This is a genomic window from Nocardia sp. NPDC055002, from assembly GCF_053608825.1.
The window spans coordinates 577,054-601,044 of record NZ_JBSGWE010000004.1 but is presented as its reverse complement, the minus strand read 5'-3'; the positions used below and the strand labels follow the sequence as shown (position 1 = coordinate 601,044).

The 23,991-nt window shown below is 67.6% G+C and carries 24 protein-coding genes and 3 tRNA genes; 11 read left to right on the top strand and 16 right to left on the bottom strand.

Going from position 1 to position 23,991, the window contains the following annotated elements; translation table 11 throughout:
• Nucleotides 1–36 precede the first annotated feature (36 nt).
• The 4 genes from ACWF99_RS19570 to ACWF99_RS19555 all read left to right on the top strand — a co-directional run bounded on the left by ACWF99_RS19570 (nucleotide 37) and on the right by ACWF99_RS19555 (nucleotide 1,257).
• Nucleotides 37–110 (top strand) — tRNA-Ile (locus ACWF99_RS19570).
• A 29-nt stretch (nucleotides 111–139) separates the two neighbouring features.
• On the top strand, nucleotides 140–247 hold the full coding sequence (locus tag ACWF99_RS19565; protein ID WP_214516728.1) for a DLW-39 family protein: 108 nt from the start codon (nucleotides 140–142) through the stop codon (nucleotides 245–247).
• Between the two features lie 32 nt (nucleotides 248–279).
• Nucleotides 280–352 (top strand) — tRNA-Ala (locus ACWF99_RS19560).
• 5 nt (nucleotides 353–357) lie between these two features.
• Nucleotides 358–1,257, top strand: coding sequence for an acyl-CoA dehydrogenase family protein (locus ACWF99_RS19555; RefSeq protein ID WP_452537034.1), 900 nt, complete (start codon nucleotides 358–360; stop codon nucleotides 1,255–1,257).
• Between the two features lie 42 nt (nucleotides 1,258–1,299).
• Here ACWF99_RS19555 and ACWF99_RS19550 read toward each other — a convergent pair whose 3' ends face one another.
• Nucleotides 1,300–2,883 carry a serine hydrolase gene (locus tag ACWF99_RS19550; RefSeq protein ID WP_452537033.1) on the bottom strand — a complete coding sequence of 528 codons (1,584 nt, stop codon included), beginning with the start codon at nucleotides 2,881–2,883 and terminating at the stop codon, nucleotides 1,300–1,302.
• Between the two features lie 607 nt (nucleotides 2,884–3,490).
• On the opposite strand from ACWF99_RS19550, the gene ACWF99_RS19545 reads away from it, so the two are divergent.
• Together ACWF99_RS19545 and ACWF99_RS19540 are read left to right on the top strand one after the other, a co-directional pair.
• Nucleotides 3,491–4,492, top strand: a complete 1,002-nt coding sequence (locus ACWF99_RS19545) for an ATP-binding cassette domain-containing protein (protein WP_378634591.1) — start codon at nucleotides 3,491–3,493, stop codon at nucleotides 4,490–4,492.
• Between the two features lie 56 nt (nucleotides 4,493–4,548).
• A complete protein-coding gene (locus tag ACWF99_RS19540) occupies nucleotides 4,549–5,343 on the top strand; it encodes an ABC transporter permease (RefSeq protein ID WP_452537164.1) in 795 nt (264 codons plus the stop codon).
• Between the two features lie 13 nt (nucleotides 5,344–5,356).
• On the opposite strand, the gene ACWF99_RS19535 is transcribed toward ACWF99_RS19540, so the two are convergent.
• Nucleotides 5,357–5,506 (bottom strand): hypothetical protein, encoded by a 150-nt coding sequence (locus tag ACWF99_RS19535; protein WP_170112099.1) that lies wholly within the window; start codon nucleotides 5,504–5,506, stop codon nucleotides 5,357–5,359.
• Nucleotides 5,507–5,558: 52 nt separating this feature from the next.
• Here ACWF99_RS19535 and ACWF99_RS19530 point away from each other — a divergent pair, with 52 nt between their 5' ends.
• Nucleotides 5,559–6,092: a peptidylprolyl isomerase gene (locus tag ACWF99_RS19530; protein ID WP_378634585.1), complete on the top strand. Its 534-nt coding sequence runs from the start codon at nucleotides 5,559–5,561 to the stop codon at nucleotides 6,090–6,092.
• A gap of 74 nt (nucleotides 6,093–6,166) precedes the next feature.
• Here ACWF99_RS19530 and ACWF99_RS19525 read toward each other — a convergent pair whose 3' ends face one another.
• Nucleotides 6,167–6,616 (bottom strand): PH domain-containing protein, encoded by a 450-nt coding sequence (locus ACWF99_RS19525; RefSeq protein ID WP_378634582.1) that lies wholly within the window; start codon nucleotides 6,614–6,616, stop codon nucleotides 6,167–6,169.
• Nucleotides 6,617–6,700: 84 nt separating this feature from the next.
• Nucleotides 6,701–6,964: a cell division protein CrgA gene (gene crgA / locus ACWF99_RS19520; RefSeq protein WP_378634580.1), complete on the bottom strand. Its 264-nt coding sequence runs from the start codon at nucleotides 6,962–6,964 to the stop codon at nucleotides 6,701–6,703.
• A gap of 63 nt (nucleotides 6,965–7,027) precedes the next feature.
• Here crgA and ACWF99_RS19515 point away from each other — a divergent pair, with 63 nt between their 5' ends.
• From ACWF99_RS19515 to ACWF99_RS19505, 3 genes are all read left to right on the top strand, one after another.
• On the top strand, nucleotides 7,028–7,690 hold the full coding sequence (locus ACWF99_RS19515) for an aminodeoxychorismate/anthranilate synthase component II (RefSeq protein ID WP_378634577.1): 663 nt from the start codon (nucleotides 7,028–7,030) through the stop codon (nucleotides 7,688–7,690).
• Nucleotides 7,691–7,698: 8 nt separating this feature from the next.
• The gene (locus ACWF99_RS19510) at nucleotides 7,699–8,376 is read left to right on the top strand and encodes a RibD family protein (protein WP_452537032.1); all 678 of its coding nucleotides are present in this window, start codon (nucleotides 7,699–7,701) and stop codon (nucleotides 8,374–8,376) included.
• Between the two features lie 140 nt (nucleotides 8,377–8,516).
• On the top strand, nucleotides 8,517–8,975 hold the full coding sequence (locus ACWF99_RS19505; RefSeq protein WP_378634574.1) for a deaminase: 459 nt from the start codon (nucleotides 8,517–8,519) through the stop codon (nucleotides 8,973–8,975).
• A 1-nt stretch (nucleotide 8,976) separates the two neighbouring features.
• On the opposite strand, the gene ACWF99_RS19500 is transcribed toward ACWF99_RS19505, so the two are convergent.
• The 8 genes from ACWF99_RS19500 to ACWF99_RS19465 form a co-directional block, all read right to left on the bottom strand.
• Nucleotides 8,977–9,396, bottom strand: coding sequence for a CBS domain-containing protein (locus ACWF99_RS19500; RefSeq protein ID WP_378634571.1), 420 nt, complete (start codon nucleotides 9,394–9,396; stop codon nucleotides 8,977–8,979).
• Between the two features lie 100 nt (nucleotides 9,397–9,496).
• Complete coding sequence (gene pknB, locus ACWF99_RS19495; protein WP_452537031.1) at nucleotides 9,497–11,392, bottom strand: Stk1 family PASTA domain-containing Ser/Thr kinase; 1,896 nt, start codon at nucleotides 11,390–11,392, stop codon at nucleotides 9,497–9,499.
• Nucleotides 11,389–12,918, bottom strand: a complete 1,530-nt coding sequence (locus tag ACWF99_RS19490) for a protein kinase domain-containing protein (RefSeq protein WP_378634566.1) — start codon at nucleotides 12,916–12,918, stop codon at nucleotides 11,389–11,391. The genes pknB and ACWF99_RS19490 overlap by 4 nt, the downstream gene beginning before the upstream one ends.
• 37 nt (nucleotides 12,919–12,955) lie before the next feature.
• Nucleotides 12,956–14,428 carry a peptidoglycan D,D-transpeptidase FtsI family protein gene (locus ACWF99_RS19485; protein WP_378653497.1) on the bottom strand — a complete coding sequence of 491 codons (1,473 nt, stop codon included), beginning with the start codon at nucleotides 14,426–14,428 and terminating at the stop codon, nucleotides 12,956–12,958.
• Nucleotides 14,425–15,897, bottom strand: a complete 1,473-nt coding sequence (locus tag ACWF99_RS19480) for an FtsW/RodA/SpoVE family cell cycle protein (protein WP_378634561.1) — start codon at nucleotides 15,895–15,897, stop codon at nucleotides 14,425–14,427. The genes ACWF99_RS19485 and ACWF99_RS19480 overlap by 4 nt, the downstream gene beginning before the upstream one ends.
• The gene (locus ACWF99_RS19475; protein ID WP_378634558.1) at nucleotides 15,897–17,348 is read right to left on the bottom strand and encodes a PP2C family protein-serine/threonine phosphatase; all 1,452 of its coding nucleotides are present in this window, start codon (nucleotides 17,346–17,348) and stop codon (nucleotides 15,897–15,899) included. Before ACWF99_RS19475 ends, ACWF99_RS19480 begins: the two co-directional genes overlap by 1 nt.
• Complete coding sequence (locus tag ACWF99_RS19470; RefSeq protein WP_062992366.1) at nucleotides 17,345–17,821, bottom strand: FHA domain-containing protein FhaB/FipA; 477 nt, start codon at nucleotides 17,819–17,821, stop codon at nucleotides 17,345–17,347. The genes ACWF99_RS19475 and ACWF99_RS19470 overlap by 4 nt, the downstream gene beginning before the upstream one ends.
• 168 nt (nucleotides 17,822–17,989) lie before the next feature.
• Entirely contained in the window at nucleotides 17,990–19,417 is a 1,428-nt protein-coding gene (locus ACWF99_RS19465; protein ID WP_378634555.1) for a DUF3662 and FHA domain-containing protein, read from the bottom strand.
• Between the two features lie 219 nt (nucleotides 19,418–19,636).
• On the opposite strand from ACWF99_RS19465, the gene ACWF99_RS19460 reads away from it, so the two are divergent.
• A tRNA-Leu gene (locus ACWF99_RS19460) sits at nucleotides 19,637–19,719 on the top strand.
• Nucleotides 19,720–19,770: 51 nt separating this feature from the next.
• Here ACWF99_RS19460 and ACWF99_RS19455 read toward each other — a convergent pair.
• The 4 genes from ACWF99_RS19455 to ACWF99_RS19440 all read right to left on the bottom strand — a co-directional run bounded on the left by ACWF99_RS19455 (nucleotide 19,771) and on the right by ACWF99_RS19440 (nucleotide 23,978).
• Entirely contained in the window at nucleotides 19,771–20,307 is a 537-nt protein-coding gene (locus tag ACWF99_RS19455; protein WP_378653494.1) for a TetR/AcrR family transcriptional regulator, read from the bottom strand.
• Nucleotides 20,304–21,143, bottom strand: coding sequence for an alpha/beta fold hydrolase (locus ACWF99_RS19450; RefSeq protein WP_452537030.1), 840 nt, complete (start codon nucleotides 21,141–21,143; stop codon nucleotides 20,304–20,306). The genes ACWF99_RS19455 and ACWF99_RS19450 overlap by 4 nt, the downstream gene beginning before the upstream one ends.
• A gap of 43 nt (nucleotides 21,144–21,186) precedes the next feature.
• A complete protein-coding gene (locus ACWF99_RS19445) occupies nucleotides 21,187–21,825 on the bottom strand; it encodes a methyltransferase domain-containing protein (protein WP_452537029.1) in 639 nt (212 codons plus the stop codon).
• Between the two features lie 1,118 nt (nucleotides 21,826–22,943).
• Nucleotides 22,944–23,978: a stage II sporulation protein M gene (locus tag ACWF99_RS19440; protein ID WP_378634545.1), complete on the bottom strand. Its 1,035-nt coding sequence runs from the start codon at nucleotides 23,976–23,978 to the stop codon at nucleotides 22,944–22,946.
• Nucleotides 23,979–23,991 lie beyond the last annotated feature (13 nt).

Below are 23,991 nucleotides of genomic sequence, written 5' to 3'. Positions count from 1 at the left end.
GCGGTTCACTGCTCCGGCGGGGATCGAAATGAGTTCGGGCCTATAGCTCAGGCGGTTAGAGCGCTTCGCTGATAACGAAGAGGTCGGAGGTTCAAGTCCTCCTAGGCCCACTCCCGAACAGCACAGTAGGGTGGGAATCATGAAGATTGTCCTCATGGTCGGTGTTGTGATCGCCGTTCTCATCGGTGTCAACAAATTCCGCAAGCGCGACGACGCAGACCTCTGGCGCGAGGTCACCACCCGCTGATTTCGGGTTGCCAACCGGTCGATGACCGGTAAGGGGCCTTAGCTCAATTGGCAGAGCACTGCCTTTGCAAGGCAGGGGTTAGGGGTTCGATTCCCCTAGGCTCCACATCTGTGAATTCCTCGGTATTCGATTTTCTTCTCACCAGCACTCCCGCCGACGCCGTTTCGGCTGATTTCGCGGCGGACTGGGCGCGACACCGCACCAGGACGGCCGGGTTCGCGAGTTCGCTCGATCGGGCCGCGATCGCCGGATTCGACGGCGCGGGAACAGGTCCCGCTTTCCTCGGTGGATATCAGGAAGCCCTGCACGCGCTGGTTCCCTCGCTCGATCCCGCCGAGCTCTCCTCGATGTGCGCGACCGAAGGCGCCGGTGCGCGACCGTCGACGATGACGACAACAGTGCGCGAGGACGGCACCGTCAGCGGCACCAAATCCTTCGCCACGCTGGGCGCGTTCGCCGATCGGTTCCTGGTGATCGCCCGCTCCGGCACCCAGCCCGACGGCAGGCCGCTGCTGCGCGCTGTGCTCGTCCGCGCCGGTGCGTCGGCCGCGGTGACGCCGCTGCCCACGCTGCCGTTCGCGCCGGAGATCCCACACGCGGAAGTCGTCTTCGATGCCGCGCCGGGCGAACTGCTGCCCGGTGACGGCTACGCCGATTACCTGAAGCCGTTCCGGACCGTTGAGGACCTGCATGTGGTGGCCGCTGTGCTCGGTCAGCTCGTCCGGGTCGCCCGGCTAGCGCAGTGGCCCGCGGAGCCCGTAGAACAGCTGCTGGCGCTGTTTGCGGCGGTGCGTGGGGTCGGTGCCGAGGACCCGAGCTCCCCGGGTGTGCACATCGCGCTCGGAGGCATCTTCGATCGGCTGGCCGGTCTGCGGACCGAACTGGAGCCGCTGTGGACGCCGGTGGATCCGGAGATCAGGAAGCGCTGGGAGCGTGATGCGCCGCTGCTCGGGGTCGCGGGCAAGGTGCGGGCGGCGCGACTGGCGACCGCGTGGCGCACGCTGGCCTGATCGACCGGTTCTGGTGCGGTGTCAATCCGTTCTGGTGCGGTGTCAATTCGTTCTGGTGAACGTGCCGAGACCGCTCTCGTCGAAGTAGTCGATGGTCAGTGTGCCGTCGGCGAACCGTGCCGAGGTGACGCTGCCGGGCGGTGCGTTCTCGCCGCTCAGGTCGAAGGCGAACGTGTCGCCGTCCCAGTGCCGGAGTTGATAGGTCCGCTGCTCGGGGCCGATGGTCAGGCGCAATCCGGTGTCGGTCGCGACGATCGTGGCGGGACCCCAATAGGCACTGTCGTAGGTGCCTTCGTAAGTCGGTAGTGGCTGTGCGGGGGCCGGATTCGCCGGGGCGGGCTCACCGGACAGGTCGCCTTCCGGATCGTCGATGGCGGCGAACGCGTCGCGGTACAGCCCGCGCCAGTCCTCGCGTACCTCGCCGAACTGCACCAGATCGGCGAATTCGGCGGTCAACGTCTCCGGGATGCCGAGCGGCGCGGCGTTCGTCAGTGCGACGATGGCCACGTCGGCGGACGGGATCACCAGGAAGTTGGTCGCCGCGCCGAGGCCGAAGGCACCGGAATGACTGGTGGTGGTGCGCCCGGCCGCGGAGACCGACACGTTGAAGCCGTACCCGTAGCTGCCCGCCCGCGCGGTGGGGGACGTGGGCGGCGCCGAGACGATCTGGGGTGTGACGGCGGGCAGCAGCGCTTCGGGCGGGGCGATGGTTGTCGCGCCCGCCGTGCCGTTACCGAGCAGCATCGTGAGCCAGCGGGCCATGTCGTTCACCGAGGAGCTCGCGCCGCCGGCGGGGGACTGGGGGTCGGGGTCGCGCACGTAGCGGGCCACCCAGTCGCCGTCGATGTTCACGTGTCCCACCGCGTGATTCGGCCGGGCGAGGAAGTCGTCGAAGCGAGAGCTGGTGTCGCGCATGCCGAGTGGTGCGTAGAGGGCATCCGACGACAGTTGGGCCCAATCCTTCCCGGCCGCCGCGGCCACGGCTTCGGCGCCGGCGGTGAGCCCGAAGTTGGTGTAGTGGTAGGTGATCCGGAAGGGGTCGAGGGGCTCGAGGCGTAGCTTGTCGAAGATCGCGGCCTGGTCGTAGCCGAGGTCTTCGAGCCGGTCGCCCGCGTGATCGGGCAGGCCGCTGCGGTGCGCGAACAGGTCGCCGACGGTGAGCTGGGCGGTGATGGCGGGATCGGCCAGCGCGAACGACGGAAGGTGGGCGACCACCGGGGTCGTCCACTCGATCGTGTCCGCGCCGACCTGGTTGGCCACGACGGTCGCGGCGAGCGACTTCGACACCGAGGCGAGTTGGAAGACGGTGTCGGCGTCGACCTTGTCGGGCGCGCCTGCCTGGCGAACACCGAAACCCTTCGCGTACAAGGTCTTTCCACCGTGGACCACGGCGACGGCCATGCCGGGAATGCGGCTGGAGTCCATCAGCGAGCCCACCAGTTCGTCGAGCTGCCCGACGGCTTTGCCGACCGCGTCGGCGGGCAGGGCGACACCGGCGACTTGATTCGGGGGGAGCTCGGCGGTGGTCGTCGTAGTGGTGTGGGTGTCGTCGGTGGATCCGCTACAACCAACGAGGATCGTCATCGAGAGGACGACCCCGGCGATCGCACCGCGACCAGGCACCATGGGCCGACGATAACCCTGGTTGCCGGGTGATCGCCGGAACGTGGCCGGACTGTGACGCTCGGCGTTGCGGTGCGCTTCGGCTGATCTGCCGAGCTGCGACCTTGCCGGAAAATGGGGAGCGGGCCTCGGCGAAGGGGGGGAGTTAGCCGAGGCCCGCGTAGGGTCGGCCCGGGGGGGAGGGGCCGACCTGAACGATCCTACGCGATACGCGCGGAATTCGTGTACGCGCACCGGGCGAGTTCACAAGATTTTTCGGGTGCCGGTGCGGGTGTCGGCGGTGGCCCGGGGTGCGGCGCTCGGCCGGTGCCCGCTCCCGGTACCTGTCAGGTGTCTTACGGACATCGGAATCGGCTGGTACACAAGCTTTTACGGGGAATCACCGGTGAACATGTTCTCGTCTCGCGGGTGGCGACCGTCCAGCGAACAGGCGCTCTTGTTCGTGTCGGGAGACAGAAAATCAGTCCGATTCGCCGCGTGTCGCGACACGTCGGCATGTCGAACAAATGTGTACATCTGACATGTGGTCGCGCGGAAATTTGGGATGCGACTTGTCGGTGGGTAGGGCAATACTGGGCACAGCATCGCCAACCACGACTTCAGGAGAATCATGCCCGACGCAATCGTCGCCGAGGGTCTGGTCAAACGGTATGGGCAGCTCGTCGCCCTCGACGGACTCGACCTGTCCGTTCCGGAAGGTACCGTCACCGCGCTTCTCGGCCCCAACGGCGCGGGAAAGACCACGACTGTTCGCGTTCTCACCACGCTGCTGATACCCGACGAGGGCAGCGCCACCGTCGCCGGCATCGACGTACTCGACAATCCACAGGCCCTGCGCTCGCGCATCGGCGCCTCCGGCCAGTATTCCGCGGTCGACGAATACCTCACCGGTTTCGAGAACCTCGAAATGGTCGGCAGGCTCTACCACCTCGGCACCCAGCGAAGTAAGGAGCGGGCCCGCGAACTGCTCGACCGCTTCCGCCTCAGCGACGCGGCCGACCGGCCGGTGAAGGGTTACTCGGGCGGTATGCGCAGGCGCCTCGACCTGGCAGGCGCCCTGGTGGCCAACCCGCCGGTGCTGTTCCTCGACGAGCCGACCACGGGTCTGGACCCGCGTGCGCGGCTCGACCTGTGGGACGTCATCGAGGAGCTGGTCGCCGGCGGCACCACCCTGCTGCTCACCACCCAGTACATGGACGAGGCCGACCGCCTCGCCGATTCGATCGCGGTGATCGACCACGGCAAGGTGATCGCCCGCGGCACCGCCGACGAACTCAAGGCCCTCGTCGGTGGCGACCGGATCGAACTCACCGTCGGCGCCGCCGACCAGCTCGCCGTCGCCCAGCAGGTGCTGAGCGGGCTCGCCGACGGCGAGATCCATCTCGAACCCGGCCTGCGCAAGCTCATCGTGCCGGTCGCCGACGGGTCACAGGACCTGGTCACCGCCATCGGCAGGCTCACCGAGCACAAGGTGGACATCAACGATGTCGCCTTGCGCAGACCCTCGCTCGACGACGTCTTCCTGACGCTCACCGGGCACGAGGCCGAAGAACTCGTCAACGGTGATCGCGAGTCGGAGACCGTGGGCGCCGCGGAAGGAAAGAACCGATGACCGTCGCACTCGACAAGGCCGAGCTGCACCCTCCCAGCTTCGGCGAACGACTGTCGATGGTGGTGAGCGACAGCATCACCATCGCCAAACGCAACGTCATCAAGATCAAGCGCGTGCCCGACGTGCTGATCTTCACGACGATGTCGCCGATCATGTTCGTGCTGCTGTTCGCCTATGTCTTCGGCTCGGCGATCTCGATCCCCGGGCTCGAAGGTGGCTACCGGGAGTTCCTGATCGCCGGCATCTTCGCCCAGACCGTGGTGTTCGGCGCCACCTTCACCGGTGCGGGCCTGGCCGAAGACATGCAGAAGGGCATCATCGACCGGTTCCGGTCGCTGCCGATGGCGCCGTCGGCGGTGCTGGTCGGGCGCACGATCAGCGATGTGGTGATCAACGTGGTCAGCCTGGTGGTGATGTCGCTGACCGGTCTGGTCGTCGGCTGGCGGATCCGCGGATCGTTCCTCGACGCGGTGCTCGCGTACGCGTTGATGCTGCTGTTCGCCTACGCGCTGTCGTGGATGATGGCCGTGGTCGGCCTGATCGTGCGGGCGCCGGAGGTGTTCAACAACGCCAGCTTCATGGTGATCTTCCCGCTGACGTTCCTGTCCAACGCGTTCGTCCCGCTCGACAACATGCCTGCTCCGCTGCGGGTCTTCGCCGAATGGAACCCGGTCTCGGCGCTCACCCAAGCGGTGCGTGACCTGTTCGGCAACGTCAACCCGATGGCGCCGCCCTCGGACGCGTGGCCGATGCAGCATCCGGTGACCACCACGCTGATGTGGATCGTGGTGATCCTGATCGTCTTCGTGCCGCTGGCTCAGATCCAGTACAAGAAGTCGGTCAGCCGCTGAACAACAGCCGGAACTAGTGCGCCGAGCCGTTGCGGGAATACCCCAGACGCGGCGGCTCGGCGGCCGGTTCCGGCAGTTGTGGACGCTTGGCGCGGGCCAGGTAGGCCAGGGCGCCCGCCCCGGCGAGCGCGATCGACGCGAGCAGCGGATTACGAAGCTTCATTCGACCACTGTGGCACAAACAGATTCGACGTGTCGCGTGGCACCATAACGGCGTGACCTCACCCAACCAGACGGCCGTGGCAACTCTGCACACCAACCACGGCGATATCAGGATCGCGCTCTTCGGCAACCACGCCCCGAAGACGGTGCGCAACTTCGTCGGTCTCGCCGACGGCACCGCGCCGTACTCCACCGTCAACGCCGGTGGGACGGAAAGTGGCCCGTTCTACGACGGCGCCGTCTTTCACCGGATCATTCCGGGGTTCATGATCCAGGGCGGCGATCCGACAGGCACCGGCCGTGGTGGGCCGGGCTTCGAGTTCGCCGACGAGTTCCACCCGGATCTGCGCTTCGACCGCGGCTATCTGCTCGCGATGGCGAATGCGGGCGCGGGTACCGAGACCAACGGTTCGCAGTTCTTCATCACCGTCGGCGCGCAGCCGCACCTCAACCGCAAGCATTCGATCTTCGGCGAGGTGGTCGACCCCGATTCGCGCAAGGTCGTCGACGCTATCGCCTCGGTGAAGACCGATCGCAATGATCGCCCCGACGAGCCGGTCATCATCTCGGCTGTGACGATCGACTGATCAAGGCCAGACACGGAACTCCCCGCCGCGGACCGTCGCGGCGGGGAGTTCTCTTTGCTTCACGTGAAACAACGTCAGTCAGAAGTCACCGAGGCGAAGCCGTTGACGACCAGAGCGTCGTACACGTCGTGGGGATTGGTGCCGAGGTCCCAGCGGCCGAAGATCAGCAATCGCTCGGTGTCCTCGTGGCGCACATCGACCTCGAGCATCGAGGATTTGCGGCCGATGCGGCGGTAGGAGACCATCCGGATCCGGTCGATCCGGTCGAGTGGGTAGTCCTTCGGGCCGGTGAGCGTGCCGACCACCAGGCGCGGCGCGGGGCCGGGAACCATGGTGAGCCGAGGGCGCTGCCGGATACCGAGCGCGGACATCGCCAGCACGGCGGCCGCAGCGATGCCGATGAGCAGCCTGCTCGGGCCGTCCTGGGCGAGGATCGCCAGCACGGCCAGCAGGATTCCGCCACCGCTGATGGCGAGCAGACCTGCGACAGGGGTGGACCACGAGACGGGTTGTGCATCGCTCACGCGGTTGTTCGCCCCTCTATCCTCGAGTTGTGCACAGGGTTATCCACAGGTGTGCATGAATAACACCGGTGTAATCCGCTGCGATCAGCGCCATCGCATGGTCATGACCAGGCCGATGACCATCAGGCCGAACCCGATCAGGAAGTTCCAGGCGCCCAGATCGAGCATGAAGCCGATGTGGTCCTGGGCCAGGTAGTAGACGATCAGCCACACCAAGCCGGCGAGCATGAAGCCCAGCATGATCGCGACGTACCAGACCGGCGACGGCCCCGCTTTCACCTTCACCGGCGTGCGGCTGGCGGGGCTCGGGGTGTAGTCGGCCTTCTTGCGGACCTTGGACTTGGGCATGACGTCCTCGAATTCGGAGTACAGGTAACTCCTAGGCTATCTCAACTCCCGTACCCTCGACGCATGCGTGTATTGGTCGTCGACAACTACGACAGCTTCGTGTTCAACCTGGTGCAGTACCTCGGCCAGCTTGGTGCCGACGTCGTGGTCTGGCGCAATGATGACCCCCGCCTCGACGATCTGGACACCCTCCTCACCGTCGGGAACGAAGGTGGAGCGTTCGACGGCGTGTTGGTGAGCCCCGGGCCGGGCAGCCCCGACCGCGCGGGCGCGAGCATCCCGCTCGTGCACGCGGCCGCCCGGCACAACAAGCCGCTGCTCGGCGTGTGCCTCGGGCACCAGGCGATCGGCGAGGCGTTCGGCGGCACCGTCGACCGGGCGCCCGAACTACTGCACGGCAAGACCAGCGAAGTTTTCCATCTCGGGTCCGGCGTGTTGGCCGGCCTGCCCGACCCGTTCACCGCCACCCGCTACCACTCGCTGACGGTTCTCCCGGAAACCATTCCCGAGGAGCTGGTGGTGGTCGGCCACACCGAGAGCGGCATCGTGATGGCGATGCGCCACCGCACGCTGCCCATCCACGGCGTGCAGTTCCACCCCGAGTCCGTGCTCACCCAGGGTGGCCACCGGATGCTCGCCAACTGGCTCGAGGTCTGCGGCGAACGTCCGTCCGAGACACTCGTCTCCGCGCTCGAGGCGGAGGTCGCCGCGCTGGTCACGCAGTGAGGCCGTGGGTGCGGTTGTCGGTGGCGGCGAGTCTGGACGGCTATATCGATGACGCGAGCGCGCAGCGCCTGCTGCTGTCGAACTCCGCGGACTTCGATCGGGTCGACCAGATCCGCGCGGAGTCCGACGCGATCCTGATCGGTGCGCACACTCTGCGCACCGACAATCCCCGCCTGCTGGTGAACAGCGCCGAGCGCCGGGCCGCTCGGGTGGCGGCGGGTGAACCGGAGTTCCCGGTGAAAGTGACCGTCACCGAGTCCGGTGATCTCGATCCGGGGCTGCGCTTCTGGCACACCGGCGGCGACAAACTCGTCTACACCTCCGATGCGGGCGTCAGGAGGCTGGGCGACCGGCTCGACGGACTCGCCGAGGTGGTCGGCCTCGGCGAGCGACTCGCGCTCCCGGCCCTCGTCGCCGACCTCGGCGCACGAGGTATCCACAGGCTGATGGTCGAAGGGGGTACCGGCATGCACACCGGCTTCCTCGCGGCCGATCTGGTCGACGAGATCCGCCTGGCGATCGCGCCGATCCTGGTCGGCGATCCGGCGGCGCCGCGCTTCGTCGGACCGGCGCAGTTCCCCGGCGGGGCCGGTCGCAGGTTGCAGCTGGCGGGTGTGGAACAACTTGGGGATGTCGCTGTGCTGAACTACCTGGTCAGCCCCGATCCGCAGCCCGCAACTAACTGATACCGCGAACAGAATCACTGCATCGACCTGGGAAAATTCAGCTGTCCACAGTTCGCGGACAACTTTGCTCCACACCTGAACATGACCGATTCCACATCACGCGAGAGTTGTGGATAACTCGCCGACCACAGGGAAACGACATGAGCCACGACGACGCCGACCACCGGTTCATGCACAGGGCTATAGAGCTCGCCAGGAACTGTCCGCCCAGCGAGACGGCCTATTCGGTCGGCGCCGTGATCGTCGCCGACGGGGTGGAGATCTCGACCGGCTTCTCCCGCGAAACCGACGAGAAAGTGCATGCCGAGGAGTCCGCGCTCAACAAGCTCGACCCCGACGACCCCCGCCTGACCAGGGCCACGATCTACAGCACCCTCGAGCCGTGCTCCACCCGCGCCACCGCGACCCGGCTGCCGTGCACCGATCGCATCCTGGCCGCCGGCATCCCCACGGTCGTGATCGCCTGGCGCGAGCCGAGCCTGTTCGTCGCCGCCTGCGAGGGTGTGGACAAACTCCGCACCCATGGCGTGCGCGTGGTGGAGCTCACCGACCTGGCCGCGGAAGCCAAGTCGATGAACACCCACCTCGACCTGAGTTAGCTCAGGGCCGCCCGTAGATGGCGGTCACGAATTCGCCGAGCTGATTGTCATCGAGGTGCCGCGCCAGATCGGCCTCGCTGATCATCCCGACCAGGCGCTTGTTCTCGATCACCGGCATCCGCTTCACCCGGTGCGATTCCATCTGGTCGAGCACGTCTTCCACATCGGCGTCCGCGCTGACCCACCGCGGCGTCGACTCGCAGAGTTCCGCCGCTGTCGTCAGATCAGGTGACAGTCCGAGCGCGACGCACTTCACCACGATGTCGCGGTCGGTGATGATGCCGCACATGCGCTCGTCGTCATCGGCGACGACGATCGATCCGACCCCGAGATCGGCCATCGCCGTCGCCGCGGTCGTCACGGTGTCACCACGGGTGATCCACTGCGCACCGGGCTTCATGATGTCCCTGGCTGTCGTCATAGGGGGCTACCTCCTCGTCAGCAACGCTGGATGGGATGAAAGCAGCCTCATTCTGCGCCCGCGCGGACACGGCGGACGTGTTCGCCATCCAATCGAGACCTCATCGCGGAATCGGCGACGCTCCCACGTGCAGCACCACATTGCCGTTGATCGTCACTGCCGAACCGGCCGCCGGATTCTGCCCGACGACCTTGCCCGAGGCATTGCCGTCGAGCGTGATCACCGTGGTCTGGCTGAGCTGACCGGTCCACCCGAGCCCGCGCAACGTTTCCTGCGCCTGCACCGGCGTGAGCCCGGTCAGATCGGGCACGGTGATCCGGTCACCGGCGGAGACATGGACCGTGATGGTCGAGCCCTTCTCCGCGTTGCTGCCGCCTGCCGGGTTCGTGGCGAGCACCTGGCCCTTCGGCAGCGAGGATTTCATTTCCTGGATCTCGACCTTGAAACCGGCGGAATCCACCAGATTCGGCTGGGCGACGGAGATGTCCTGGCCGACCACGGAGGGCACTCGGACCTCTTCCGGCCCGCCGCCGATGGTGATGATGATCGGCTGATCGATGTCGACCCGCACACCAGCACTCGGTTCCTGCGCGATCACCTTGTCGGTGTCTGCCGTACTCGACGGCTTGCGGGCCACATTCGGATCGAGTTGCAGCCCGAGCGAATTCAGCTGCCGTTCGGCGTCGGCCTGACTCATGCCGATCAGTCGCGGCAACTGCACCTGCGTCGGCCCGGTCGAGATCTGCAGCGTCACGGTGCTGCCCTTGTCGATGCGCGAACCGCCGAGCGGCTGGGTCGCGATCACATTGCCCGGCGCGACCTTGCCGTCCGGCTTCTCCTGCACGGCCACATAGAAACCGGCCTGCTGCAGTGCGGTCTGCGCCTGCTGGGCGGGCTTGCCCGACAGATCGGGGACGGCGACCTGATCGGCCCGGCTACCAGGACCGACCAGTACCCAGAACAGCCCGAACGCCACAGCCAGCGCGGCCGCGACACCGAGCGCGATCAGCCCGGTGCGGTTACGTTCCTCGCCATCGGGCCCGACCACGGGGTGTTCGGAGGTGTCGTCGCGGCGGTCGTGGAAACTCCGCGGCCCCGGCTCGTCGTCGTAATCGGTGCGGTCTTCCTCGTTCATCACCATGGGCGCGCTGGGCTTCTGCCCGCCGAGCACCCGGATCAGGTCGGCCCGCATCTCCGCTGCCGTCTGGTAGCGGTTGGCCGGGTTCTTGGCCATCGCCTTGAGGATCACCGAATCGAGCTCACGCGGCACACCGGGATTGACCGACGACGGTAGCGGCGGATCTTCCTTCACATGCTGGTAGGCGACCGCGACCGGCGAGTCACCGGTGAACGGCGGCTGCCCGGTGAGGATCTCGAAGAGCACGCAGCCCACCGAGTACACGTCCGAGCGCGCGTCGACGGTCTCGCCGCGCGCCTGTTCGGGCGAGAGGTACTGGGCGGTGCCGATCACCGCGGCGGTCTGGGTCATCGGGTTGGCGCTGTCGGCGATCGCGCGCGCGATGCCGAAGTCCATCACCTTCACCGCACCGGCGCGGTTGATCATGATGTTGGCCGGCTTCATATCGCGGTGCACGATCCCGGCTTTATGGCTGAAGTCGAGCGCGGCGCACACGTCGGCCACGACTTCCATCGCCTTGCGCGGCGCGAGCGGTCCCTTGCCGCGCACGATGTCGCGCAGGGTGTCGCCCTCGACGTATTCCATGACGATGTAGGGCAGCGGCCCGCCGTCGACGGTGGCTTCGCCGGTGTCGTACACGGCCACGATGGCCGGGTGGTTCAGCGCGGCCGCGTTCTGGGCTTCGCGCTTGAACCGCAGGTAGAACGTAGGATCGCGGGCCAGATCCGCTCGCAGCACCTTGATCGCCACGTCACGGGACAGCCGCACGTCACGGGCGCGGTGCACCTCCGACATGCCGCCGAACCCGATGATCTCGCCCAGCTCGTACCGCGAGGAGAGATTCTTCGGGGTCGTCATGGTTGTCCTATGGTCGGGCCTACCGCCGTGTCGCCATCGGGGAACGGCAGGTCGAAGGTGGGCAGCCGGGGACGACCGACGGTGGTGGTGCCCGCGGCCGGCGCCGTGGTGGTCGGCTCCGGTTTGGTCGGCTTCGGCGTGGTGGTCGGCTTGGTCTTGGTCGTGGTGGTGGTCGGCGGCACCGTCGTGGTCGTCGGCGGCTCGGTGGTCGTCGTCGGCGGCTCGGTGGTGGTCGGCGGCACCGTCGTGGTCGGCGGTTCCTCGGTGGTCACCGGCGGCGGCGGGACCGGCCGGGTGGTGGTCACCGGCGGCGGCAGCGGTTTGGTGGTCTGCACGGTGGTGGTCGTGGTCCCCGAATCCCGGTTCGGTTCACCGCCGAACAGCAGCCACAGCACACCGCCGCCGAGCAGCAGCGCGCCGACACCGAGCGCGATCAGCCACTTCTGGTTGTTCTTGGCGTTGCTCGCGGGGACCGGCGCGGGTGCGGAAGCCTGGGTGGCCGGACCGCTGTAACCGCCGGTGGGCGGACCGACCGGGCCGCCGGGCTGATGGCCGAAGCGCATGGTCGCGCCGTCGTAGTCCGCCGCGGCCGCGGCTGCCGCGGCGGCGGGGAGCACCACGGTCGGGCCGGGCGGAAGTACCCGGGTGGCCCCGGTCATCGACGGACCGGTGGCGCCACCGGGGATCGGCGGCATGTGCCCGGCACGCACCGCGGCCACGGCATCAGCGAACTCGCCGCCGCTGCTGTAGCGCTGCAGCGGGTCCTTGGCCATGGTGATGGCGATCAGTTCGTGCACGTTCGCGGGCAGGTCGTCGGGCATCGGCGGCGGTGCGTCGCGCACGTGCTTCATCGCGACGGTGATCGCGCCCTCACCGGTGAACGGGCGGACTCCGGCCAGTGCTTCGTAGCCGACGATGCCGAGGGAGTAGACGTCCGACGCCGCGGTGGCGTCCTCGCCGACGGCCTGTTCGGGCGCGATGTACTGGGCGGTGCCCATCACCATGCCGGTCTTGGTCACCGGCGAGGCGTCGACCGCCTTGGCGATGCCGAAGTCGGTGATCTTCACCTGCCCGGTCGGCGTCACCAGGATGTTGCCCGGCTTCACGTCACGGTGCACCACCCCGGCCGCGTGGGCGACCTCGAGCGCGCGCCCGGTCTGCTCGAGCATGTCGAGACCCTGGACGACCGAGAGCCTGCCCATCCGGTTGAGCACCGCGTTGAGCGGTTCGCCCTGCACGAGCTCCATCACCAGGTAGGCGGTCTCGCCGCCCGACGGGTCGGTGGTCTCGCCGTAGTCGTAGATGCCCGCGATTCCGGGCGCGTTGAGCTGCGCGGTGGTGCGCGCCTCGACGCGGAACCGCGCCCGGAAGGTCGGGTCGGCGGAGAACTCGGTCTTGAGGACCTTGACCGCCACCCGGCGATCGAGCCGGGTGTCCATCGCTTCCCACACCTGACCCATACCGCCCGTGGCGATGAGCCGCTGCAGGCGGTAGCGGTCGGCGATCATGGCGCCGTTGTTCAGCATCGGGGCCCCCGTGTTGTCACTCGCACACTCATTTCGTTCAGCCCCCTGCCAGGCCCGCGTCCAGTACCGACCTGGCGATCGGCGCGGCTACCGAACCTCCGGTGGCCGCCAGCGCCCGATCGCCGCCGTTCTCGACGATCACCGCGATGGCGATCTTCGGGTTCTGCGCGGGCGCGAAGGCCATATACCAGGCGTGTGGCGGGGTGTTACGGGGATTACTGCCGTGTTCGGCGGTTCCGGTCTTGGACGCGATCTGGTACGGCGACCGTCCACCGCCCGCGGTATTGGCTTCCGAAGCGACCATCAGATCCGTCAGGGTCGACGCTACCTGGGGGCTCACCGCCTGCCCGACGCTGACCGGCTTGGTCTTGCTGAGCTCCGACAGATCGGGCGCCTGGGTCTGATCGACCAGATACGGCTGCATCCTGGTGCCGCCGTTGGCGATGGTCGCGGCGATCACCGCGACGTTGAGCGGCGTCACCGACACATCGCGCTGGCCGATGCTCGACTGGCCGAGCGCGGCGTTGTCCGGGATCGGGCCGACGGTCGATTCGGCGACCGGGATCGGCACACCGGGCGGATCCTCGACACCGATGCCGAACGCGGCGGCCTCGTCCTTGAGCTTGGCCGCGCCGACCTTCACGCCGAGTTCGACGAACGCGGTGTTGCACGACCGCCGGAACGCCTCGTAGAGGCTGGCCGTCGCCTGGTCGCCGCAGGTGCTGCCGTTGTAGTTCTCCAGCGTGGTGCTGGTTCCGGGCAGGGTGATGTTGGGCGCTGCGGTGAACTGGTCGTTCGGACCGGCGACGCCGTTGGACAGTGCGGCCGCGGTGACGACGGTCTTGAACGTCGACCCCGGCGGATAGGTCTGCGAGACGGCGCGATTGAGCATCGGCTGACTCGGATCGGTGCTCAGTCGTTCCCAGGCGGCGCGACCCGCCGCGCCGTCGTGGCCCGACAGCTCGTTGGGGTCGTAGCTGGGCGTGGAGACCATGGTCAAGATCTTGCCGGTGCTCGGCTCGATCGCCACCACGGCGCCGGTGTAGCCCTTCGACGTCATCTGTTCGTAGGCGACCTGCTGCATCATCGGATTCAGCGTGGTGAGCACGTTCGCGCCGCGCGGATCGCGCCCGGAGAACATGTCGATGAGCCGGCGGCCGAACAGGCTCGAGTCGTTGCCCGAGAGCAGCGGATCCTCGGCCAATTCGAGCCCGGTCTTGCCGTACTGCATCGAGTAGAAGCCGGTGACCGGCGCGTACGCCGAGGGGTCGGAGGGGTATTCGCGCAGGTACTTGTACCGGTCGTCGGTCGCGACGGAGCCGGCGAGCACGGTGCCGCCCGCAGAGATCTGACCGCGCTGGCGCGAGTACTCGTCGAGCAGCACCCGCGAGTTGCGCGGATCGCTGCGCAGGTCGTCGGCCTTGACCACCTGCAGGTAGGTCGCGTTCACGAGCAACGCCACCACCATCACCATCACGGCGACGGCGACGCGACGCAGAGGTGTGTTCATTCGCTCACCCTGCTTTCCGGCCTGCGGACCAGTTCGGTGGCCGCGTCCGCGATCGGGGCGGGCGCGCGCTTACGGGCCGGTGCCGGTGCGCGGGCCGCATCGGAGATCTTGATCAACAGCCCGAGCAGCGCGTAGTTCGCCAGCAGCGATGAACCGCCGTAGGAGATGAACGGCGTGGTCAGACCGGTGAGTGGAATCAGTTTGGTGACGCCGCCGACGACCACGAAGATCTGGATCGCGATGGTGAACGACAGGCCCGCCGCGAGCAGCTTGCCGAAGCTGTCACGCACGGCCAGCGCGGTGCGCAACCCGCGGACGATGAAGATCAGGAACAGCATCAGCACCGCGGTGAGCCCGATCAGGCCGAGTTCCTCGCCGATGGTGGTGACGATGAAGTCGGTCTTGGCGAAGGGCACCTGCTGGGGCCGTCCGCTGCCGAGGCCGGTGCCGGCGAGTCCGCCGGTGGCGAAGCCGAACATCGACTGCGAGATCTGATACCCGGTGTTGTGGTAGTCGTCGAACGGGTGCAGCCAGGTGTCCACGCGCACGCGCACGTGCCCGAACAGTTCGTAGGCGAACACGAATCCGAGCGCGAGCAGTCCGCCACCGATGATCAGCCAGCCCACCCGTTCGGTGGCGATGTAGATCATCACCAGCACCGTGCCGAAGATGAGCAGCGAAGTGCCGAGGTCTTTTTCGAGCACGAGCACGCCGATGCAGACGATCCACACGATCAGGATCGGGCCCATATCGCGCGGTCGCGGCCATTCCATGCCGAGGAAGTGCTTGCCCGCCGCGGTGAACAGGTCACGCTTGGCCACCAGTACGCCCGCGAAGAAGATGATCAGCAGGATCTTCGCGAATTCGCCCGGCTGCATGCTGAATCCGGGCAGCCGGATCCAGATCTTGGCGCCGTTCACTTCGGAGAACCGGCTCGGCAACAGTGCCGGAATCGCCAGCGCGACCAGGCCTACCAGGCCTAGTGTGTAGGTGTAGCGCGCCAGCGTGCGGTAGTCCCGCAAGACGATGAGCAGGCTGATGAACACCACGATGCCGAGGCCGGTCCACATGATCTGCTGGTTGGCGTCGGGGGAGGGGACCGATGTCGCGTCGTATGCCGCCTTCTGCGCTTCGGCGAGATCGAGCCGGTGGATCAGCACCAGCCCCAATCCGTTGAGCAGCGCCACAATCGGTAGTAGGAGCGGGTCCGCGAACGGCGCGAACCGGCGCACCGCGAGATGCGCGATCCCGAACAGCGCGAGGAACGCCACCCCGTACTTGGCGATGTCGGTGGTGATCGACTGTTCCTGGCTCGCCTCGACGATGAACAACGACACCGTGGTGATGCCCGCCGCGCCCGCCAGCAGCAGCAACTCCTGGTTGCGTCGCGTCGACGGCGGCGGCGCCGGCGCGAATCCACCAGGGGGACTGGGGAACGCCCCAGCCGACGGCGGTGGCGGTGCGGACATCAGTCCGTCACCCGGCAGTTCTCCCCTGAGATCTGCGGGGTTGTCGGGGGGACGGTGGTGGTGGTCGGGGCAGGCGCGGTCGTGGTCGGTGTCGCGGGCTGGTCGGGGCCGGGAGTCGGTGCGCCGCCGGGGATCACCGGGGTCTGCTCGGGCGGAAGCACGCCGGGCTGCGGTACCGATTCCTTCTTCGGGCACGGCGGCAGGAGCTCGTTCTGCGCCAGCACCTTCATGCTGCCGCGCGCCTTGTCCAGCGAATCCGGCGGCAGGCCCTTCTGCACCTGGTCGCGTCCGGTCTGCTTCAGGTCACTGACCAGCAGCGGCTTGCACCCACTCGGCGCGGACTTGCCGACCTCGACCAGAGTGAGCTCGCTCTTGCTGTTCACACAGCCCGTCAGCTCCACATCGTGGATCGAGTAGCCGAGGATCGAACCGGGCAGGCCGCGCATCACGACCACCTTGTCGTTGTCGGCGCCCACGTAGTAGTTGCTGCGAATCATCTTGTAGCCCACCACGAGTCCGACGGCGACCGCGGCGATCAACGCCAGCGACAGCAGCAGCCAGCGCAGCTTGTGCGACTTCGTCTCCGGCGGCGGAGGTGCGGCGGCGGCCCGGCGCGGTTGCGCCCGCGGCGGACGCATCGCGGCGGCACGCCCAGCCGCGGTGTTCGGCGGCGGGGAGTCTTCCTCCTCCTCGGTGGAGGCGGCGCCCGCGAGAATCGGGTGGCTCTGGCCGTAGTCGAGGTCGATCACATCGGCGACGACAACGGTCACGTTGTCCGGCCCACCACTGCGCAGTGCCAGTTCGATGAGCCGGTCGGCGCACTCGTCGGTGTTGCCCTCGCGCATGGTGTTGCCGATGGTCTCGTCACTCACCACGTCCGAAAGTCCGTCGGAGCACAGCAGATAACGATCACCGGCGCGGGCTTCGCGCATGATCAGCGTCGGCTCGATCTCGTTGCCGGTGAGGGCACGCATGATCAGCGAACGCTGTGGATGGGTGTGCGCCTGTTCGGCGGTGATCCGGCCCTCGTCGACCAGCGACTGCACGAAGGTGTCGTCGCGGGTGATCTGGGCGAGTTCGCCGTCGCGCAGCATGTAGGCACGCGAGTCGCCGATGTGGACAAGGCCGAGTTTGCGGCCCGCGAACAGGATGGCGGTGAGCGTGGTGCCCATGCCGTCGAGTTCGGGTTCGGCCTCGACGTGGTCGGCGATGGCGGCGTTGCCGGAATGCGTGGCGTGGTCGAGCTTGCCGAGGATGTCGTCGCCCGGCTCGTCGTCGTCGAGATGCGCCAGCGCGGCGATCATCAACTGGGAGGCCACTTCTCCGGCGGCGTGCCCACCCATGCCGTCGGCCAGCGCTAGCAGGCGTGCGCCCGCGTAGACCGAATCTTCGTTGTTGCCCCGGACGAGTCCGCGGTCGCTTCGCGCGGTGTAGCGCAGAACAAGTGTCACGATCGCAGCTCGATCACTGTTTTGCCGACTCGCACAGGAGTGCCGAGCGGAACACGGACGGCGGTGGTGACTTTCGCGCGGTCGAGATATGTGCCGTTGGTGGAACCGAGGTCTTCCACGTACCAGTCGTCACCACGCTGAGACAGTCGCGCGTGCCTGGTCGAGGCGTAGTCGTCGGTGAGTACCAGCGTGGAATCGTCGGCGCGTCCGATGAGAACCGGTTGCGTGCCGAGGGTGATTCGAGTGCCGGCGAGTGAACCATGAGTCACCACTAGATACTTGGCGCCCTTCTGGCTTCGGCTGAAGGAGGGCAGACCGATGGATCCGCGATTTCCGCGGGTTGCCCTCGGCTGTATCCGTATGCCGGATGCCGCGTAGATATCGCTGCGCAAGGTCCGCAGAACGGCCCAGACGAACAACCAGAGCAGCAGCAGGAACCCCGCGCGGGTCAATTGCAGGATCAATCCCTGCACGGCGTTCCACCTCCTGTTCGCCCGGGTACGTCGGTACGGCAGGTGCGGGGCGAACCACCCCCACCAGCGTGCTGGCTTGCGGGCCCCGAGGTCGGGACCGTGCGTGTAATGGCAGCATCATAGAGCCGACAGCGTCGACTCGTGACGTGCACCGCGCAGCTTACGGGATCAGACGATCCGGATCAGGATCTCGGAATGTCCGGCCCGGATCACGTCGCCATCGGCGAGCTGCCAATCCTGCACGGGGGAACCGTTGACGAGGGTTCCGTTGGTGGAACCCAGGTCGGAGAGCATGGCCGTCTGGCCGTCCCAGCGCACCTCGATATGGCGACGCGACACCCCCGTGTCGGGTAGCCGGAAATGGGCGTCCTGGCCGCGGCCGATGATGTTGGAACCCTCGCGCAGCGCGTAGGTGCGGCCGCTGCCGTCGTCGAGCTGGAGGGTGGCCGAGTAGCTCGACTGGGCGGCGCCGTAGCCCGCGCCCTGCGGCTGGCCGTAGCCCTGCTGGCCGTAACCGGCGGCGGGCTGGGCGTAGCCGCCCTGCTCCTCCTGGCCGTAGGCGGGCTCGGCGTAACCGGGCTGCGCGCCGTATCCCTGCTGGCCGTAGCCCTGCTGCTGGGGTTCGGCGTAGCCCTGCTGGCCGTAGCCGCCCTGCTGGTCGTAGCCCGGGTCGGCGTAGCCCTGCTGGCCGTACCCACCCTGCTGGCCGTAGCCCTGCTGCTGGGGTTCGGCGTAGCCCTGCTGGCCGTAGCCGCCCTGCTGGTCGTAACCGGGCTCGGCGTAACCGGCCTGGCCGCCCTGCGCGCCGTAGCCGCCCTGCTGGCTGTAGGCCTGCTGGCCGTAGCCGCCCTGCTGGTCGTAACCGGGCTCGCCGTACGCGGGCGCGGCGCCGTAGCCACCCTGCTGGCCGTAGCCCTGCTGTGCGGGCGCGGCGGGGTCGTAGCCGTTCTGGTATTCGCCACCCTGCTGGCCGTACGCGTCGCCGTATCCGGGCTGCGCCTCGGGCGCGCCGTAGCCGCCACCGCGGCCGTAATCGTCGGCCGGGTAGGAAGCCCCTGGTGCGCCGGCGGGCGGCGGTGCGTACCCGCGGTTGCGTGGATCGGACTCCGCGGGCTCTCGGCTTGGCTCGTAGCCTGAGTTATGCGTCATGGGGCCAGCTCCTGGTTGCGGGTGTGCGGGTCGTTGTGGCGGTCCGGGGCGAGGTGGGGCCGTCCCGCGACCGGCGTCGGGGTCGACGCGGCCGCTCGCTCTGAACATTCCGGTGTGCAGCGTAGGTGATGCCTCGAACGCCACGTGTACTTCGCCGTAGGTCTGCCAGCCCTGCTCGCGGATGTAATCCTGCAGATGTTTGGCGAACGCTTTGGTTGTCAGGTCGTGATCGGCGTCGAGCTTGCCGTGATCGGTTTCGTTGATCGTGATCACGTAACTGTTCGGCGCGAGACGGTGCCCGCCCTCCAGATCCTGGATCTGATCTGCGGCTTCCTGCTGCAGGGCGGCCTCCACCTCCTGGGGAACCACACTGCCGCCGAACACCCTCGCGAACACGTCACCGACAGCGCCCTGCAAGCGACGTTCGAATCTCGACACGATGCCCATCACAGCCCTCCCTTCGGTGCGCGTGTCCGCCCTCCTCGACACGCTGGTTACGGCGTGTCCGGACCCGACCACGTTCCTTGCATGATATCCACGATCCTCTACCTGGGTAACTCCCGGCGGCGTGACCCAGTTCCCGCGCCCTTTCAATCGGCATCGCCGCAGGTCAGGGAATCGATTTTATTTTCCCCCGCGGGGCATGTTAGATTTTTCCAGTCGCTCGGGCGAGTGGCGGAATGGCAGACGCGCTGGCTTCAGGTGCCAGTGTCCGTAAGGACGTGGGGGTTCAAGTCCCCCTTCGCCCACAAGACTAAAGGCTCGATCCTTCCGGATCGGGCCTTCGGTCGTTTCCGGGGTCAGTGACGGGCGATGCGAAGCAGGGCCGCGCGCAGATCCGGCCGGGGCGACTGTGCGTCCAGCTCGAGCAGGGCGGTTTCGGCTATCGCCGCTACCAACAGGACGGCGACGGGCGCGGCGTCGGACCAGCCCATCGCCGTGAGGTCCGTGGCGAGCAAGCCTGCGGCGGCGGAATTGCGGGCGCTCACCTCGGTGGCCAGGCCGGCATCTGTTCTGGCCTGTACTAATAGGCCCTTCGTCGCGGGGGCGGCCAGACAGCCGTCGAGGTAGGCGGCGATCCCGGCCGCGAGCCGTCCTTCGCCGGGCGCAAGGTCGGCGGTCGCCGCGCTGACCTGATCGTCGAGATCGTCGTGGAAGGCACGGTGCAGGGCGAGTATGTAGGACTCGCGGCTCGGCCAGTGCTGGTAGAAGCTGCCCTTGGCCATCTTGGCCTCGGCCGCGATCGCGTTGACCGAGAGCTTGCTCAGATTCTCGGTGGCCAGTAGCTGCCTGCCCGCGTTCAGGAGGGCGCGGCGCCCGGGTTCGGCGGATCTCATTGCCGCATTCCAGCACGGGCGGTGAGGAACTCGCGCACGGCGTCGAGGAACAACCCGGGCGCCTGTGCGAACGGTTCGTGCCGCGTGGGCAGGACGGCGACCGGCGCGCCGGGCAGGGCGCGGGCGATGCCGCGCCGGTTCACCAGCCAGGGATTGGTCGGGTCGTCGCGGCCCCAGACGACCTGGACGGGTAGCCCGGGCAGCAGTGGCGCCGCGGCGGACAGGTCGACGCGCGGGTCGTCCAGGCTCCGCCAGAGACTGCGATACACGGCGAGCCGGGTCGGATCGCCGGATACCTCGCGTGCCCGCTCGAAGAGGGGGCGAACACCCTCGTTGCGCGGCGAGCCCAGGTAGAGCCGCGCGTGCGGGACGACGAACCGCCGGGCCACCGACGGGCGGGCGATCAGCCCGAACATGGCTCTGGTCAACGGATTCAGCGGTGCGAACCCGGCCGACTGCACCAGGATCAGCCCGCGCACCAGGTCCGGTGCGCGCTCGGCCAACCGCACTGCGGCGTACCCGCCGACACTGTTGCCGATCACGGTGAGTGAACCGAAACCGATCTGCGCCAACGATGTCGACACTCGCACGGCGATGTCGCCGAGCGCGTCGACGGTGACGGCGTCCGGGTCGGTGACCGTGGACGCGCCGTAGCCCGGCCAGTCGACAGCGGCGACGGCCCATGTCTTGCCCAGCGCCGGCACGATCTGATCGAAATCGCGATGGTCACCCGGATTCGCGTGCAGCAGAAGCAGTCCCGGTGCGTCCTCGGGCGAGCATCCGCTCAGGTGGACCGCGATCTCGCCGTACCGCGTGGTGACGGTGAACGGTGTCATGGACCGACGGTAGCTATGACCGACCGGTCGGTCAAGGCTTGGGTCAGGCTTTGCGGGCGATCAGCAGGTGGTGGGGGATCGGCGGATTCGGCAAGGTGCGCTGGTCCACCGTCAGTCCCGCGGAGCTCAGTGCCGCCACCACATCGGCAACCGGGCGCAAGGTGAATCCATAAGGGGTGAAGGGCATTTTGGCCATCGCGTCCGGATCTCCGATGCCGATCACCGCGGTACCGCCTTGACGCAGGACTCGGGCGAGTTCGGTGCAGGCGGCCGGGAGATCGTCGAGGAAGTAGATGGTGTTGACGGTGATCGCCGCGTGCAGGCTCGCGTCGGGCAGTGGGAGCGCGGTGAGCGTGCCGTCGGCGAGGAGGAGGCGGCCCTCCGCGACCTCCACCGCGAAACGGCCACGGGCGCGGGCGAGCATGTCGGGGGAGGGCTCGATGCCGTGCACCGTGCCCTCGGCACCGACGCGAGCGAGCAGCAACTCCAGTCCCACCCCGCCACCGAAGCCGATATCGGCGACCGTCGCTCCGGTGGGCGGCGCCGCGGCATCGACCGCCGCCGCGATGGCACGCTTGTTCCCGCGATCGAGGACGAACGCCACGCCCTTGCCGAGCACACCGTGCGGATTGCCGAGCTGCCCGGCGATTGTCGTGAGCAGGCGATCTTTGACCCCGGTCATTTCGTCATCGTAGGCGGCATTTTCGCGCCGCCGTCGGCCGTCGACCGAGGGACAGCCTGCTCGGCGGGGCCTACGCCTCTCTCGGCAACGGGGATCGGCTGGTGGCCGTCGATGACCCTGCGGCGTGTCGGGGCCGATCCGACAACCCCCCTCGACGGATTCGATTCTGCCGTTATCGGCCCCTCGACCCGCGCCGTTCACACCTCGACTCCGCTGCCGGGCGCGGTCGCCGAGGGCCCGCCAGGGAGGGGCGCGCTCATCACCCGGCGCAGCGCGCTCGGCAGGAACCGTCACCGAGGTCGTCCGAATCGGCTGCGCCCGTCTCGCGCGCTGAACCCGACCTCGCGTCTGTTTCGGCAGCCCGATGACCACCGTGGCCTGCCGGTATCGCTGCTGCCCCTGCCGAGACACACATGCCCGCTCGCACTGTCGGATACTCCCGATTCTCGCAGGTGAGGCGAAGGTCACACTGCCCGTGCAACCTTGTATTCCGGATGTTCTTCTGCCGATTTCTGTCCGTTCGGCGGACCGTTCGCAACCAGTCGTTCGTCCAGTTAGAGGCGATGAATTCGGTGTTTCACTGTGATTGCTGGGCGCACATCTCGTTTGCAACGTAGTTAACAAACCTGAGGTTTCTTTTAACGTTTCAAGTAGGCGGCAACCGTAATTCCGTTGCCGAAACCCCAGGTGACAGCTATGTCTTGGCCTCAGTGTGATCCGAAGCAACCTTGCCCGGCATTCGCGAGCGGGCTCCGCGGAGGGTGCGTGATTCGTTATCGAAGGTTTGCTCGGGGTGAATTCTCGGTGCCGCCGACTGCTCGGTGAGGGTCACGCCAGGAGTTTGCTGAAGGTGTGAAAATCGGTGCGTCCACAGGGCTTTGCAGGTTCACAATTCCTACCCCGGACCTGCGCGTTGGGGGTTGCGTGGGCATAACGATTGTGTACAGTTGACGGTAACGCTGGCCGCAGTTCGAGCCCGACTCGCTGCGGCCAGCGGAACTCAAATGGGGGAGTTCGTCACCGTCTCTTAACCTTCCGTAGCTGCCGATTGTCCGGTGCTGTCCCGGCGCGGTGTGCTCGGAGTTGTCGGCCTCACAAATGCACGCACAGTTGCGAACTCACGCCCGGTCAACGGCCTTCGCCGGCGCCATCAGCCACCGATCGGCCGGATCCGCCGCCGCGACCGGCACCGCCGCCGCGGCATCCTGTTCCTCGGCCACCCGCCTGCCGATCCCGAAGACGTAGTAGAGGAACAGCGCCTCGGCCGCGAACCCCAGCGCGATCCGGACGGGCGCCGGCAGCGGACTCGGCGTCACGAATCCCTCGAGCAGGCCGCATACCAGCAGCACGCCCACCAGCCCGAGGGCCACGGTCGCGGTCGCACGCCCCTGCCTGGCCATCGCGGCCGCCCTGCTGCGCCGGCCCGGGTCGACCAGCGTCCACCCGAGCTTCAACCCCACCCCGCCCGCGACGAACAGCGCGGTGAGCTCCAGCGTGCCGTGCGGCAGGATGAAGCCGAAGAACGAATCCAGCCGCCCCGCCTCGGCCATCAATCCACCGGTTATCCCCAGATTCAGCGCATTCATGAACAGTGCGTACACAGCCGGGAGGATCAGGACGCCGGTGAACAACGCGATCGCCGAGACCAGCGAATTGTGTGTCCACACCTTCGCGGCGAAGGCCTCGTTGGGGTGCGCGGAGTAGTACGACTCGAACGAACCCCCAGGTCCGGTGACATCCGACAGGTCGCCCTCGGGTATCCCCAGCGCGTCGCGGGCCGCCGCCGAACGATCCACAAGCACGCCGATCACGCCCGCGACGCCGAGGAAGATCGCAGTTGTCCCCAACCACCACGGCCAGGCTCTGTACACAGCCGCGGGAAAGTGCCGGGTGAAGAACCGGCCGACTTCGCGCCACGGCTGCGACCGCGCCGCCAGCACCCGCCCACGGGCCCGCGCCAGCAGCGCGCTCAGCCGGCCGACGAGCTCCGGATCCGGGTGGTGCCCCTGCAATCTCGCCAGCTGCTGCGAGGTGGACCGGTACAACCGGACCAGCTCGTCGGCCTCCGCGCCGGACAGCTTGCGCTGGCGGACCAGCTGATCGAGCCGATACCACGACCGTTGACGTGCCCAGCTGTAGGCATCGGTGTCCATATCGGGAATGCTA